Here is a 13,707-nt window from a genome sequence, read left to right as displayed (position 1 = left end):
CAAATTGTCTGCCACAATCTCGACATTTAAAATTTTGTTTACCAGTGTGAGTATGACCATTTTTTACAACGTATTGAGAGTCGCACTTGGGGCATTGCATAAGCTAAAAATTACGGTAGGTTGAATAATTAAAATTATAGTTCATTAGCATTACTATGCAGGACTACCGAATTTTCTTAGATATCGCGTCCCCTCAAAGTTATTTTTGAGCAGGAGGGCAGCGAAAACTACCCCATCCAGAGAATTTAAAATTGGAAGTAAATGAAGGGAGAAGGATTTTGAGGGGCTAAGAAAATTAAGCCAAATACGATAAAAAATACCACAAACAGCTCTCTAAATCTATTTAGTTTTAGTTTAACGCCTTTATTTAATTGGTTTCCTACATAATCGCAAACAATTAAAACAGGAACAGTCATAATTAAAGAATTTGAATACCACGGAATTCCTGCTGGATTTGCCAGAAAAAACATTTTTTGAAGAATGAGTAATGAAATGGAGAAATCTGTTGATCTAAAGAAAACCCAAGTCACGCATACAAAGGTAAAGGTTACAAACCAAGCTAAAACGTTGTACAAATATGATGTTAAGTAGCTGGGTCTAAAAAATCCCAGAGTAGTTACCTGTTCAGCCGATCCTAAAACTGGGCGTTTCACATCTAATTCAGTTTGCTTGCTTATCTTGGGTTCTTTTTGTACACGCTCCATATACATCTTGTGAATCGCCAAGCCTATACCGTGCAACCCACCCCAGGCAACAAAATTCCAACTAGCTCCATGCCACAATCCGCCTAGTAACATGGTAACGAAAAGGTTAAAATACTGTCTTTGCTTTCCTTTCCGATTTCCACCTAATGGAATGTATAAATAGTCTCTCAACCAGGTAGAAAGAGAGATATGCCATCTGCGCCAGAATTCCGTGACACTGCGAGAAATGTAGGGAATGTCAAAGTTTTTTGGAATGTCAAAACCTAAACATTTTGCCACTCCAATGGCCATATCTGTGTAACCACAAAAATCGCAATAAATTTGAATAGCGTAAGCTATGACAGCAAACCAAAGTGTCATCGAACTATAAGCTTGCGGACTTTGAAAAACCGGATCTACAAAAAGTGCTAATCTGTCAGCAATAAATACTTTTCTGACTAAGCCAAGTAAAAATATTTGAAACCCATATATTAAATTTTCCCGTTTTATAATAACGTCTTCTTCTATCTCAGGCAGAAATTGCTTTGGTTTTAAAATTGGGCCTGCTATCAAATGTGGAAAGAAAGCCACCAATAATGCAAAATCCCAAAAACTTTTAGCTGATTTGTTAATATTCCGATAAATATCAATCGTATAACTCATCACCTCGAAAGTAATGAACGATATCCCTACTGGAAGTAAGATATTCAAAAAAGGCAGTTTGACGTTAAGCGGGTTTAATAATATATTAGTTGAATCAATAAAAAAATTAAAATACTTAAAAAAACCTAAAACCCCTAAGTTGAATACTATACTTATTATTAGCCAATCTTTTTTACTTTTTGGGGTTTGGCTAGATTCCATTTTCAACCCTGCATAATAGTTGAAATAAGTCATAGCAAACATTAACAAGGCAAATCTGTAGTCCCAATAAGCATAAAAATAGTAACTTGCTACCAAAAGAATTCCTCGTTTAATGCGACTTGATTTAACAAGTATCATTAAGAGTAGGACTATGACAAAAAATACTAAGAATTCAACGCTTGAAAATATCATTTTAGTATCCTCTTTTCCAAAATATTTACCAGACTCTTAGCACTTAATTCGTGTCCTATTTCGTTGATGTGTCCTCTTCCTCCCAGGATTGTATTGTTAAATCCATGAGCAGGTTTATAATATGTTTGATAATACTTAAGAAAATCCCCCCTCATATTGATATAATTGACATTATTCTTAGCAGCCAGTTTATTCAAACTTAGTTCAATTTCAGTTGGCTTTTGATTGATTATATCAGCATAATTATCAATGCTGGGTAAGTACAAAATTACTAAATTTGGGTATTTATCTTTAAGGGTTTTTAGTGTCCAATCTATAACCTCATCGTAATCTGGCGATGGTTTTTTTTCTACTTTAGATTCCTCTGGATTATTATGAGTTGGTTTGGCCGCCATCGCTTTTTTAAAGTTGTTTCCACCTACTCGTAAAACTGAGTATTCGACCATAAAGCTAAGCTTCGGAAATTTTTCCAAAAATAATCGAGATAAAGCATTGTCACTATAAAAATCATCAACATATACTGTTTGAAAAGTATTAGCTTTTTTGACAACATGAAATTGCTTTGCTTTATCTAAAATATCTTCTGTAAAATCTTGATCTACGAGTTGTATAACTACACTATCTGGCTGAATTTCAGAATTATAGAAGTTTGCCAAATGAATATAATAAGCTGGAGAAGCACCGTCTCTACCAGCATTGATAGTATTAAAGTTTAATTTTAATTTATTCTTTATTTGTTCTTGCAGTAAATAACTGTAAGTTTTATTGTCTGAAACTTGAACTGCTTTTGTATACGAATCGCCTAAAATAAGCGCTCTGTGTTCATTCTTTTGTTTTGGTGAGATATCTTCTGCTCTCATCCCCAGGCTGTTTAATTTTATTCTACTAAATCCTTCTTCACCTTGGACAGCAATGCCAGCCTTATTAATCCTTCCTAATACCGGATGATTTATAAATCCAGGGTTTTTTGCTACTGTGTTTGATAAAATTACTTCCCACACAACTAACGCAGATAGTAGTGATGCAAAAGTTTTTAAAATCAGCTTCATTTTATTCTCTCACTGCTGTTTAGTTTAAAAATGCCTTATTTATGAAATCAATGGTAGTTAAATTATTTGCTCCATCCTATATACTTACGTGTTTTGAGTTGTGTTTTGAGTTGAGGGTAGCAGTTGCCAACTATTTATTGCATCATCTTTGCGTTATTCTAGAACTTCTATTAAGCAAAATATATAAAGATTTGGTAAAGACTTAAGCATTCTATGTAAAAATACTGTATTATGTTGCCCATACATAAAACATAGGTTACAACTCAAGGAAAAGGAAGTGTAGGCTAGGTAACCAGTTACATCTGGTCATAGCAAATTCATTGCTCATGTGGGGGACTCTCTCAAAGCAGCAAAACTCTACAAGCGTCTTACAGACCGATTACTTTTAGATAGCGAGTACCAGTAATGGAGCCTTTGACCCGTCCCCGTGTATTGCTGATTGCGGAATCTGCGAACCCTGATTGGATAAGTGTGCCGCTTGTAGGCTGGTTGCACAGCCGAGCCATTGCTAAGCTGAGTGACGCTCATATAGCCACCCAAAGCTACAACCGCGAGGCATTTGTCCGTGAGGGATGCGTTGAAGGAAAGGACTTCACAGCCATTGACACCGGACAGGTGCATGAGCCGATCAAGCGCCTAAGTTCCTTTCTGCGCGGTGGCAATGGGAAAGGCTGGACGACAGTTATGGCGCTGTCTGTTTTCACGTATTACTACTTTGAACATTTAATTTGGCGGGAGTTTGGTCAACAGATTACTGATGGGAAGTTCGACATTGTTCACCGCCTCACACCACTGAGTCCAACCATCCCAAGTCTGCTGGCGCAAAAGTGTCACCGGGTAGGAGTGCCCTTTGTGCTGGGACCGCTGAATGGCGGTTTGCCTTGGCCCAAGGAGTTTGAGGCAACGCGACGCGAGGAGAAGGAGTGGCTTTCTTATATTAGATGGGCGTACAAGTTGCTGCCTGGATACGGCTCTACTCGAAAATATGCTAGTGCGATCGCCATTGGCTCCCGCGCCACCTGGAACCAGATTCCTGCCCAGTACCGGGACAAGTGCGTGTATATTCCGGAAAATGCGATCGCTCCGGAACGGTTCACCCTGCAACGTACTCGCCAAGCGTCGCGCCCCCTCAAGGCAATCTTTGTCGGTCGTCTTGTACCGTACAAAGGAGCTGATATGCTCCTCGAAGCAGGGGCACCATTAATTCGGGCGGGTGAGTTGACCGTGGAGATTGTCGGTGACGGTCCGGATATGCCCAAGCTCAAGGCACTCCTCAAGCAGGAGAAAATCGAAAGTGGTGTAGAACTCTCCGGTCACGTGGAACACACCCGCGTCCAAGAACGACTCGCTAATGCTGACTTGTTGGGGTTTCCCAGCATTCGTGAGTTCGGTGGTGCTGTGGTAGTTGAGGCAATGATGATGGGGCTGGTGCCGATTGTAGTGGACTATGGGGGTCCCGGCGAACTTGTTACTAAATCCACAGGCTACACCGTTCCAATGGGTTCGAGAGCGGAAATTGTGGCGCGTTTCCGTGAAATCCTCAACCGTTTAATTGCTGATCCCAGTATTATCACTGAAATGGGACAACGCGCCCGCGATCGCGTTTTAACTCATTTCACTTGGGATGCTAAAGCTCGGCAAACCCTTGAGGTATATCGATGGGTTCTTAAATCTAGGACTGATAAACCCAACTTTGGGATGCCATTAGACGATGTTTAATAACTGAATTACTGAAAATAATTATGATTTTATTAACGGTAATGGCGGACAGTTCCCCTGTCTGCCATTACCGTTAAATTTTTGTAGAGATACAATGCAGGGAACAAAAGCTTATTCCCACTTAATGCGTTCCAATCTCATAGAGTTCTTGTCTTTTCTAAATGGTGTCTTATAAAGATTCATCTTTTGTTTTAAAATCAACCAGAAAAAGGGAAGGTCGTCTATTAAATATCTCTTCCATAGCCTTTGAGGCTCAGATAAAAGTCTATGCAACCACTCTAAGCCAACATCACTCATCCATTTGGGAGAGCGTTGTTTATTGCCCGCTTCAAAGTCAAGAGAAGCACCTATTGACAAAAATACTTTAATTTTTGGCAACTGATTTCTATACTTTAAAATCCACTTCTCTTGCTTAGGCGCACCAACCCCTATTGCCAAAGTTGTAGCGCCTGACTTGTTAATCATGTCAACAATTTTCAAACATTCTTCTTCGTTTCTTTCAAATCCAAAAGAGGGGGAATATGAAGCGATTATAATCTCCCTCCCCACTTGATTATTAATTTGTTGTTGAGCTTTACTAGCTACGCCTTCGGCAGCCCCTAGTAAGAAAATCTTAACGTTTTCGTTATCTTTGTTGTACGTGTAGAAAGCTGGAAACAGATCCGAACCGGAAAGCTTTTCTTTAAGAGGTGTGCCTAAAAACTTGGAGGCATACATCACTATTTGGCTATCACACACTTTGTAAGTGGCAATATTATACGCCTTATAAAAATCTCTATCGTTTTGTAACTTAATCAGGTGATCTACATTAGGCGTAAATACGATACCACCGGATGAATCCAGCTTTTCTAGTAATTCTGATTTTGATAAGTTGTCAATGGATACATTCAATACATTAACTTTTTGCATTGACCCCTCTCACTCAGCAATTATACTTGCTTGGACACAGTTACATTCCCAGACTACAATCCGACAAGCCATCAGCGCCTCTACCCTGAGGCAGGTTAAATATGTTCAGCATTATGAACCAAGGTAGATTTAAAGTTTTTGTTAAGACTAAGTATTTTCACGTAAAAGCACGCTTTATTACTCAAACTAGGACACTTCCAGAAGCTGGCGCTCCCATCTCTTCCAAAAACCACTACCGTCAAAACCCTTTTGCCAGTGACAGTTCAGGCACTCAAAAAAGGTAACGAAGATTGAATATTCCAACGCTGACCTGTATAAATCAGCAGCGTAAGATGGGAAAGCGTGAACTTAAAATCCAAAGTTTGGGACTGAAATTTTCTCCACCCACCATAAAAGTTTTGCCGCGTCAAGTCTCTAAAGGCTATAGTCATGTGAGGAGCAAAAGGACGCTTCTGGGATAAATCTGCAATTCCCAAGTTTTCCTCCAAATAAGCCCTTAAATCGGCTTGTAAAGCTATAAGTTCTGGCGTTTTGATGACATTGATATAGATAACGCGGGGTGGAAAGGCTCCAAACCCTGATAGGATAATGGGAATCGGTGAGTGACGAAGGGCAAACGTCTTCAAGGACTCTTCCAAAAATGGCAGCGCCTCCACCGACCATTCAAAAGGTGGTTGCAGAGTAATATGCGGGGGAGACTTTAGTGCGCCACTGCTTGCATAGACGCTAGCAAAGTGCTGCTTAATTTCAGTAACGTAGTCCTGAATCTCCTGCGGCGGCAAGAGAGCGACAAAAAAGCGGTTTTTTGTTTTGTCCAAGGAATTTTTTAGGTGTAAGTTACTTTACATATATATATAGATATACAAGGGAAGAAAGTGGATGCCCTGGTTTGTAAAGATTGAAGAAGGCATAGTAGACAAACCAACCTTTGATAAATCTGTACCAGCGCACAAAGCCTATATTCAGGATTTGATTGCCAAAGGGCACCAAGCACGTAGCGGTTACTGGATACAGAAACGAGGTGGCATGATGCTATTTGAAGCATCCTCAATGGAAGAAGCGCAAGCCATTGTAGCTCAAGATCCACTGGTGCAAAACGGCTGTGTCAAGTACGAACTCTATGAATGGCGAGTGGTTGTGCAATAAAATTGCTTTCCACTTGCCGGCAAATGATGTTATGCTGTAAACGATCCGGACCCATGCGATCGCAACGCCTAAACCTTGTCAGGACCGGAAGGTAGCAGCAACACGGGATGCTTGCGATAGGCGTGGAATCCGGGTCACACCGAAACGGTGCCGAAACACCAGTGCTTAGTCTGGAGATTGGTGGGCAGTTCCCTGGTTTCACGCTTATGCTGGAATCAGCAGATACTTGCAGATTCTTCAAGGAGCGACTGGTTGCGATGCCTGGTTTTGGAGATATTGTTAAAAAAGCGTTCTACCTGGGAGTAGGTTTAGCTGCCTCAGCGGGTGAGCAAGCCGGAGAGACATTAGGGGGCTTGCGATCGCAAGCGCAAAAGTTGGCAGACGAAATGGTGGCAAAGGGCGAGATGACAACAGACGAAGCCCGTCGTTTTGTCGATGATATGATGAAACAAGCCCAGCAGCCAATCGTTGAGGAAAACCCCAACGGCAGCAACCCTGGAGAGCCGCGCCGGATTGAAATTCTCACAGAGGATGAAGAGCCAAAAGCCGCGGAAACTAAGGACGTAGATACTATGCGCCAACAGGTGCAAGCACTACAGGATGAACTGCGGCGGCTGAGGCGCGATTAGTCCAGCAACAAGAAAAAGAAGCGCGAGGCAACGGATGCGCGGCTACGCATCTAGGCGAATAATTGGCATCGCGCTATTAAAATCAACGATTGCTGATTGATTCGGTTGGCTCCGGCTGCGTAGCTGGTAAAAATTAATGCTCTTATGCTGAGTATTCAAAATGGAAGACTTGCAAAAAGATTTTTTCGAGATGCTGGAAGCAGTGGCTTATGAAGTAGAGCAATTCTTCATTGGCATCACAGAATTAGTAGACGAAGTTGCCGAAAACGTGCAAAGCGTCATAGGAACAGATATCGACCAGTGTTTGCAGGAAATATTTGAACCACTGGCGGAGATTTATTTAGACTTTGAAGAAATAGTCAACGAGACAGATCAGTCTTTCACTTATATAGTCGATACAGTTGAACCCACGCCACACAAACACCCGGCTTGTATTGGTTGCCGTAATTACCACGGTCAAGTTTACAGCGGTAACTTATTAGTCTGCGGGATGCACCCTTATGGTTGGGAAGATAAAAATTGTCCTGACTGGGAATCTTTTGGTAAAGACTCTTCTACCTCCAGAGATATTTTTTGAGTTTTTAGTTATTAGTCATTAGCTTGTTTTAACGAACTAATGACCAATAACCAATGACCAACGATCGCTAACAACTACTGATGAGTAAATCGCCAATTCAACAACAACCATCGCCTGAGACACCGCCAGAAATGAAATATGGCGAACGAGAGATTGCCGAGGGACAATTAATTACGTTCCCCAATCCGCGAGTCGGACGCCGCTACGACATTCACATCACATTGCCAGAGTTTACCTGTAAGTGTCCTTTTTCTGGGTATCCTGACTTTGCCACCATCCACGTTAGTTATGTACCTAATGAGCGGGTGGTAGAACTGAAGGCGATCAAACTGTATATAAATAGTTACCGCGATCGCTACATCTCCCACGAAGAATCCGTCAATCAAATTCTCGATGACTTTGTAGCCGCCTGCGATCCCCTAGAAGTAACGATCAAAGGCGATTTTACTCCCCGTGGCAATGTCCACACGGTTATCGAAGTCCGTCACCAGAAATAAAGGGATTGGCAACTAAAAGGCAAAAAAAAGAATTCTTTTTTTGCCTTTTTCCTTTCACTAATACATTTGCTAACGGTGACATTACCTAAGCTTTCATCAAATGCCGCCAATAAAATCAATAAGTACACCCTTCTGGAGACTTTGCATCAGCCTTTATGCTGATATAGGAGTCTCCAGAAAAAGCGCTTGGCGATTTGGTGTTTATGCAGACATTGCCGGTATATTCAGGATTGACAAAGCTAGAGCGGCAGATCGTTGCTATCAACCAGAAGCAAGCTACCGGAGAGTTGATTGTCGGTTACAAGACTCCTCAATGGCGACTTTGCTTTTTCCTCGGTCAATTAGTTTATGCCGTTGGGGAAACTCATCGAGTCCGACGTTGGCAACGAGCTTTGAAACGCCACTGTCCGGATTGGAAAGTTGAAAACGACCAACTAGCTACCACCCAACTTTGGGAATGCCAATTGCTGCATCAAGGGATGGCTCAAGGTCACTTAAGTGCGGCTCAAGTTAAAGCAGTGATGTGTGAGAGTACGCAAGAAGTCTTGTTCTCCATGATCCGCCAGCCGAGTTTATCAGGGTGTTGGCGCGATCGCGAATACCAAGAGCCGCGACTTCCTTTTTACCTCACCTTGTGTTTCTTGGAAATTCAGCACCTTATCCAGCAAAGCCAACACCTTTATCAGCAATGGCAAGGTTTGGGAGTCAGCTATCTCGATCCAGAGATGGCACCCGTCCTTAAGCAGTCTCCATCTGATGTGACCCAATGTTCTGTAGATACTTTTCTTAATTTAACTGCCTTATTCAATGGTCGATACACCATTTGGGATCTAGCTTTGAAGATGAAGCAACCGCTTACCAGAGTAGGTCGTCTGTTGCATCATTTCTACCAACAAGGGGTAGTGGAACTGCAAACAGTGCCAGATTTTCCTCCCCCCTTAGCACCCAGTTATCTAATTGATGGCATTAGGAAAAGTGAGTCCACGATCGCTTGTGTAGACGACTCTCCTATGGTGGGAGAATATTTAAAAGAGATTCTTATCCCTGCTGGCTACCGAGTAGTGTACATTCAAGATCCCATTCAAGGGGTTGCTACCCTCGCCAAACACAAACCAGACCTGATTTTTTTGGATTTAGTGATGCCAAAAACTGACGGTTATAATGTTTGTAGTTTTCTGCGGAACAGTTCTGCTTTTCGTCAGACTCCTGTAGTTATTCTCACCAGTTCCGATGGTTTGATTAACCGGGTGCGCTCAAAATTTGTCGGTGCGAATGATTTTTTAACGAAACCTTTTGAAAGCAAGCAAGTTCTGCAAGTCCTCAAAAAGCATCTGTCAAAGAAAACTCCTAAGTCGTGAGTATTATAAAAGCCCATTTTCTTCTCAGGCAGAGGCTGGGAAAGCTTGGAAGGAGGCAGAGTCTCTTTCCAAGCTAGAAATAGGTGAACTCGATTAAGCGATCGCTTGAACCTCAACAACTGGAACTTCTGCCTTCGAGTGCGCCAGTTTATCGAGAATATCAATTAATTCTCGCTCAAAGGCAACTTGCGCCCGATTGGTTCTGCCACCAACATAGAAGCGATCGCCTTCTTGCAAAGCCCAAATTTGCGAGTGGGAAAAGTAACTCATCACCACACCTAACATCAGCAAGCCAAAGCCAGCATAAACCATCGGAATGCCTGGATCTGCTTTGATTTGTAAGCCAGTGCTACCAACAACATCAGTAATAGTCAACTTCACCTTATTAACGTCTACCGACATCCCAGAGCGAACCGTATTAATCAGCTGACCTTTAGCATCATAAAGTAGCAGCGTTCCCTGCAAATCTTTCGCCAGCAGGGAAACTCCCTCACTCAAATCTGGTTTAGTAGGAATCCAAGTTCCCCAAATTCTACCCCTACCGCCAGTATCTAATAAAGACATCGGCAACTGTAAAACCGGGCTATTGTTCAACTTTACCCGGATAGCTGCGACTCCCCAATCAGTTTGATAGAACGTCACGCCTTTGTAGCGCAACGGCTGATTGACGTGAATCGTCTTATGGTCAACTTCTTGCTCTCGATTGTCTAGCACCGACAAATCCGAGTAAAACTGGTCAATTCTACCTTCTGGTGTATAGTCAATCCAGAAGCGATTCACCCGCACCGACCAATCTTTGGGAACTTGTGGCAGCGCCCAGGAACCAGCTTCAATAATATTTTTCACCTGAAAAGTTTCACCGCTTGGCACCATTTCCTGTGCCACAAATCCGGTGATTGACCCCCAAATCGCCCCCGCCAGAATCAGTAACATACTGGCATGAACCACAATTGGGCCAATGCGACCGACAATTCCTTTACGGGCGTAGAGTGTATCTCCTTCTTGAAAAACTTTGTAGCGTCGTTGCTGCAACAACTGGGTAAGCGTACTCAGCGAACCTCTATCTAGTTCTGCACTTAAGGCAAGTTTCTCAAACTGTCGGGGTTGGTCGTAAAACTTCCACCGTCGCGCAGCTTTCAAAGCTGGAAACTGGCGAGTAAAGGTACAGGCGGTTAAGCTGCTGCCAAACAAAATCATTATTGACAAAAACCACCAAGTACGATAAACATGATCCAATCCGATTACCTGAATTACCTTCCAAGTCAGGAAACCGAACAGGGCGGGATGTTCTGGATAATTAGCTTGGTAGAAAGCGGGAGATTGACCTTGTTCGATCACCGTACCAGAGATGCTGAAGAATGCGATCGCTAGTAACAGCGCGATCGCTAACCGCAAATCGGAGAGCAACGGTAACAACTCCCGCCGAAAGAAATTTTTGGGAGTTGACACCAAATTTGATAAAAAAGAATCTTTTCCAGTCATTTTTTGATAATTGCTAATAGGTAATAGCTAATAGCTAATTGTTTTTATTACCATTAGCCATTAACCTACAGGAAGCCGAGACAGCAGCGAAAATACACCAAATCCCACCAACAAAGCGCCGCTGACCGGGTTTATCCAACCAGACCATTGACGCAACTCCAGCAACTTTTTAATAGAAGCAGTAAAAGTCCCCGCCAAAATCAAAGGTGCGACGTATCCCGCCGTATAGGATAGCAGCAAAACTCCACCTAACACAAAATCTTGCGTCGTGGCAACCCAACCCAACAAAGTTGCCAAAACAGGGGTACTGCAAGGGGAAGCTATCACCCCAAAAGTTAAGCCAATCAGATAAGAACGGACACCCTCTGGTAAGTCTTTAGAAATCCATTCAAAACCACCCCAAGCAGGCAACTGTAAAGGCAATGCTTCGAGTAAATTTAACCCCATCAGGATTGCCAAAAGGCTAACAATTATCGGCAACCCGAATCCTACCTGACCGTAAACTCGTCCCAGTAAACCTGCCAAGATTCCTAATCCCGCCAGCGTCGTTGCCAATCCCAGCGAAAACCAAGTCGATTGGGCAGCGGCTTGCAGCCGACTTTTAGTTTCATATCCCCCAATATAGCCAATGGTAATTGGCAACATGGAAAGCATACAGGGTGTCAGGCTGGTAAATAACCCTGCTGCAAAAATGACTGCGATGCTGAGAAAGCCCAAATGTGTCAGCTGGGTAGAGACAAGGTGATTAGCAAATTGTTCTAATTCATAAAGTCTGGTAGAGAGAGTTTCAAACATGGGGCAGTTGGCGTGTAAAATGCTTGCTCTGCTTGAATTTTAGCTCACTTAGACTGGTGATTTTTGTGGGCAACTCCAAGACCTCATCTAAGCATTAGGCTTTTGGATAACCCGACGCGATCGCCCCTGAACAAACCTCCGCCCCTGCAAAGGCAAAACCTCAGCCTCACTGCTTTCTCTTGCCACCCGAATCAACAGCCCCGCCGCCATCAAACTCGCAATCATCGAATTGCCACCATAGCTAAACAACGGCAACGGCAAACCAGTTGTAGGCAAAACGCCCGTAGCAACACCAATATTCAGCAGCGACTGCCCCACCATCAAAACCATTGTTCCAATCGCCACCAACCGATGAATGGGAGTTTTAGCCCTCATCGCCACCATCAGCGCCAGCGTCGCATAAGCCATCAGCAACACTATCAACAGCAAACTGCCTGCAAAGCCGAACTCCTCTGCATACACCGCAAAAATAAAATCTGTGTACTGAATCGGCAAATAAAACAGCTTCTGTTGCGACAGCCCAAAACCAGACCCCCAAGTACCGCCAGACCCTACCGCCAGTAAACTTTGAACCAGCTGGTATCCATCTTGCATCGGATCAGCCCAAGGATTAAGAAACGACATCACCCGCCGCCGCTGATATTCCTTCACGCTGATACTGATCGTTGCCAAAAGCAACCCGCCCAGCGCCGTTCCCCCCAAATAGGAAAAAGGCAACCCAGCCGCAAGCGCAATCAGCCACAAAGTCATTCCGCACAGCGCAGTTGTACTCAAGTTCGGCTGTAGGAGAATTCCCACAAGTACGCAGCAAAAAATAAACAGCCACGTCAATCGCACCCTCCAAGTCAGCCTATCCCAGTTTCCAAAAATGCGAGCGCTTTGCAACACCAAAAATGGCTTAATCAACTCAGAAGGTTGCAGCGGAAACGGCCCCAAGGCAATCCAGCGCGTGGCACCATTAGTTGTGGTTCCTACTCCCGGAATTAGAGTGACGAAAATTACCCCCAGCAGCAGTATCACACCCCAATTGGCTATTCCCAGTACATGACGCAGGGGGAAATTTACCACCACGTTAAATACCAATAGCCCCAGCATCACCGAGATAATTTGCCGTTTGAAGTAGTACAGTCCATCCCCATACTCAGCATCCCCACTGGGATAAGATGCTGAGAACAGAACCACTAAGCCGATAAATAGCCAGAGGAAGGTCAGCCACCTCAACAACCGGGCATCTATTGCCCAATCTTGGACGGCGGGATTAAAAAAGGGAACTAGCTGACGTAAATTCACAAAAGACGTGGCTTTTGAAGTGACATTCAATCGCTGCATGATAGCAATTTAACGCGCAAAAGCAAACCCCTTTAAACCCGGATACACAGTTGTAGCAGGTCTTTGATTTTTAAGTCTAGGTGAACCGTATTGATTTAACCCCTAAATACTGTGCGGCAGGAGTCTCACTTTTACCCTATGGGTTTAAAAGGGAAACTCCTGCCGCCTTTGTTAAAAATTCTGTAAATTAGCCTGCGAAAGAAGGAATTAAAGCAGTCCAGTATTGACCCCAGGCTTACCAGTAGCTAACTCAACCTTAACGATTTTTCCACCCATTTTCATAATCCGCTGCTGTTCGCGAAACCAGTTTTCGTAGGGAACCAGTTTCGTGAAATAAGTGTTTTGCAACTCCCGCTGAGTCCGAATACGGGTCTGGCTGGGGACACAGGCAGTAATTTTAAACATCCGCATGGGTGTATTTCTCCTATTAAGCTGAGTAAATTTTTGATTTGAAACGCTCTTGGGATTTACGCATCCC

Annotated in this window: 15 protein-coding genes and 1 other RNA gene; 7 read left to right on the top strand and 9 right to left on the bottom strand. The window is 43.3% G+C overall.

What is annotated here, in order from left to right:
- From NDI42_RS19020 to NDI42_RS19010, 3 genes are all read right to left on the bottom strand, one after another.
- Window positions 1–100, bottom strand: a 100-nt coding sequence (locus tag NDI42_RS19020) for an IS1 family transposase (RefSeq protein ID WP_190450560.1), incomplete at its 3' end; no start/stop codon positions are given.
- Window positions 101–245: 145 nt separating this feature from the next.
- Window positions 246–1,643 (bottom strand): MBOAT family O-acyltransferase, encoded by a 1,398-nt coding sequence (locus NDI42_RS19015; protein WP_190457218.1) that lies wholly within the window; start codon window positions 1,641–1,643, stop codon window positions 246–248.
- Between the two features lie 92 nt (window positions 1,644–1,735).
- Window positions 1,736–2,788, bottom strand: a complete 1,053-nt coding sequence (locus tag NDI42_RS19010; protein ID WP_190457216.1) for an SGNH/GDSL hydrolase family protein — start codon at window positions 2,786–2,788, stop codon at window positions 1,736–1,738.
- A 405-nt stretch (window positions 2,789–3,193) separates the two neighbouring features.
- Here NDI42_RS19010 and NDI42_RS19005 point away from each other — a divergent pair, with 405 nt between their 5' ends.
- Window positions 3,194–4,507, top strand: a complete 1,314-nt coding sequence (locus NDI42_RS19005; RefSeq protein WP_190457214.1) for a glycosyltransferase family 4 protein — start codon at window positions 3,194–3,196, stop codon at window positions 4,505–4,507.
- A 111-nt stretch (window positions 4,508–4,618) separates the two neighbouring features.
- Here NDI42_RS19005 and NDI42_RS19000 read toward each other — a convergent pair whose 3' ends face one another.
- A complete protein-coding gene (locus NDI42_RS19000; RefSeq protein WP_190457212.1) occupies window positions 4,619–5,416 on the bottom strand; it encodes a WecB/TagA/CpsF family glycosyltransferase in 798 nt (265 codons plus the stop codon).
- Window positions 5,417–5,679: 263 nt separating this feature from the next.
- Window positions 5,680–6,234, bottom strand: coding sequence for a 2'-5' RNA ligase family protein (locus tag NDI42_RS18995; RefSeq protein ID WP_190457211.1), 555 nt, complete (start codon window positions 6,232–6,234; stop codon window positions 5,680–5,682).
- A gap of 61 nt (window positions 6,235–6,295) precedes the next feature.
- Here NDI42_RS18995 and NDI42_RS18990 point away from each other — a divergent pair, with 61 nt between their 5' ends.
- From NDI42_RS18990 to NDI42_RS18965, 6 genes are all read left to right on the top strand, one after another.
- Complete coding sequence (locus NDI42_RS18990; protein ID WP_190420356.1) at window positions 6,296–6,562, top strand: YciI family protein; 267 nt, start codon at window positions 6,296–6,298, stop codon at window positions 6,560–6,562.
- Window positions 6,563–6,604: 42 nt separating this feature from the next.
- An RNA gene (gene ffs / locus NDI42_RS18985) (signal recognition particle sRNA small type) lies at window positions 6,605–6,701 on the top strand.
- A gap of 118 nt (window positions 6,702–6,819) precedes the next feature.
- Window positions 6,820–7,191, top strand: a complete 372-nt coding sequence (locus NDI42_RS18980; protein ID WP_190457223.1) for a phasin family protein — start codon at window positions 6,820–6,822, stop codon at window positions 7,189–7,191.
- Between the two features lie 160 nt (window positions 7,192–7,351).
- Window positions 7,352–7,768 carry a hypothetical protein gene (locus tag NDI42_RS18975; RefSeq protein WP_190457209.1) on the top strand — a complete coding sequence of 139 codons (417 nt, stop codon included), beginning with the start codon at window positions 7,352–7,354 and terminating at the stop codon, window positions 7,766–7,768.
- An 80-nt stretch (window positions 7,769–7,848) separates the two neighbouring features.
- Entirely contained in the window at window positions 7,849–8,265 is a 417-nt protein-coding gene (gene queF / locus NDI42_RS18970; RefSeq protein WP_206755947.1) for a preQ(1) synthase, read from the top strand.
- Window positions 8,266–8,468: 203 nt separating this feature from the next.
- Entirely contained in the window at window positions 8,469–9,623 is a 1,155-nt protein-coding gene (locus NDI42_RS18965; RefSeq protein WP_190457207.1) for a response regulator, read from the top strand.
- 93 nt (window positions 9,624–9,716) lie between these two features.
- Here the strand turns inward: NDI42_RS18965 and NDI42_RS18960 are convergent, their stop codons facing one another.
- The 4 genes from NDI42_RS18960 to NDI42_RS18945 all read right to left on the bottom strand — a co-directional run bounded on the left by NDI42_RS18960 (window position 9,717) and on the right by NDI42_RS18945 (window position 13,640).
- Entirely contained in the window at window positions 9,717–11,105 is a 1,389-nt protein-coding gene (locus NDI42_RS18960; RefSeq protein ID WP_190457205.1) for a cytochrome c biogenesis protein, read from the bottom strand.
- A 60-nt stretch (window positions 11,106–11,165) separates the two neighbouring features.
- Window positions 11,166–11,900 carry a cytochrome c biogenesis protein CcdA gene (locus NDI42_RS18955; protein ID WP_190420370.1) on the bottom strand — a complete coding sequence of 245 codons (735 nt, stop codon included), beginning with the start codon at window positions 11,898–11,900 and terminating at the stop codon, window positions 11,166–11,168.
- A gap of 87 nt (window positions 11,901–11,987) precedes the next feature.
- The gene (locus NDI42_RS18950; protein WP_199311268.1) at window positions 11,988–13,229 is read right to left on the bottom strand and encodes an FtsW/RodA/SpoVE family cell cycle protein; all 1,242 of its coding nucleotides are present in this window, start codon (window positions 13,227–13,229) and stop codon (window positions 11,988–11,990) included.
- Window positions 13,230–13,436: 207 nt separating this feature from the next.
- Complete coding sequence (locus NDI42_RS18945) at window positions 13,437–13,640, bottom strand: phycobilisome linker polypeptide (RefSeq protein ID WP_190411193.1); 204 nt, start codon at window positions 13,638–13,640, stop codon at window positions 13,437–13,439.
- Window positions 13,641–13,707 lie beyond the last annotated feature (67 nt).

This window comes from Funiculus sociatus GB2-C1 (assembly GCF_039962115.1).
Taxonomy (GTDB): Bacteria; Cyanobacteriota; Cyanobacteriia; order Cyanobacteriales; family FACHB-T130; genus Funiculus; species Funiculus sociatus.
This window is presented reverse-complemented; position numbering and strand designations above follow the sequence as displayed.

Bases quoted from the DNA above. Each gene is read 5' to 3' on its own strand.
- NDI42_RS19010 (WP_190457216.1), bottom strand. From the start codon at position 2,788: ATGAAGCTGATTTTAAAAACTTTTGCATCACTACTATCTGCGTTAGTT.
- NDI42_RS19005 (WP_190457214.1), top strand. From the start codon at position 3,194: ATGGAGCCTTTGACCCGTCCCCGTGTATTGCTGATTGCGGAATCTGCG.
- NDI42_RS19000 (WP_190457212.1), bottom strand. From the start codon at position 5,416: ATGCAAAAAGTTAATGTATTGAATGTATCCATTGACAACTTATCAAAA.
- NDI42_RS18990 (WP_190420356.1), top strand. From the start codon at position 6,296: ATGCCCTGGTTTGTAAAGATTGAAGAAGGCATAGTAGACAAACCAACC.
- NDI42_RS18980 (WP_190457223.1), top strand. From the start codon at position 6,820: ATGCCTGGTTTTGGAGATATTGTTAAAAAAGCGTTCTACCTGGGAGTA.
- NDI42_RS18975 (WP_190457209.1), top strand. From the start codon at position 7,352: ATGGAAGACTTGCAAAAAGATTTTTTCGAGATGCTGGAAGCAGTGGCT.
- queF (WP_206755947.1), top strand. From the start codon at position 7,849: ATGAGTAAATCGCCAATTCAACAACAACCATCGCCTGAGACACCGCCA.
- NDI42_RS18965 (WP_190457207.1), top strand. From the start codon at position 8,469: ATGCAGACATTGCCGGTATATTCAGGATTGACAAAGCTAGAGCGGCAG.
- NDI42_RS18960 (WP_190457205.1), bottom strand. From the start codon at position 11,105: ATGACTGGAAAAGATTCTTTTTTATCAAATTTGGTGTCAACTCCCAAA.
- NDI42_RS18955 (WP_190420370.1), bottom strand. From the start codon at position 11,900: ATGTTTGAAACTCTCTCTACCAGACTTTATGAATTAGAACAATTTGCT.
- NDI42_RS18950 (WP_199311268.1), bottom strand. From the start codon at position 13,229: ATGCAGCGATTGAATGTCACTTCAAAAGCCACGTCTTTTGTGAATTTA.
- NDI42_RS18945 (WP_190411193.1), bottom strand. From the start codon at position 13,640: ATGCGGATGTTTAAAATTACTGCCTGTGTCCCCAGCCAGACCCGTATT.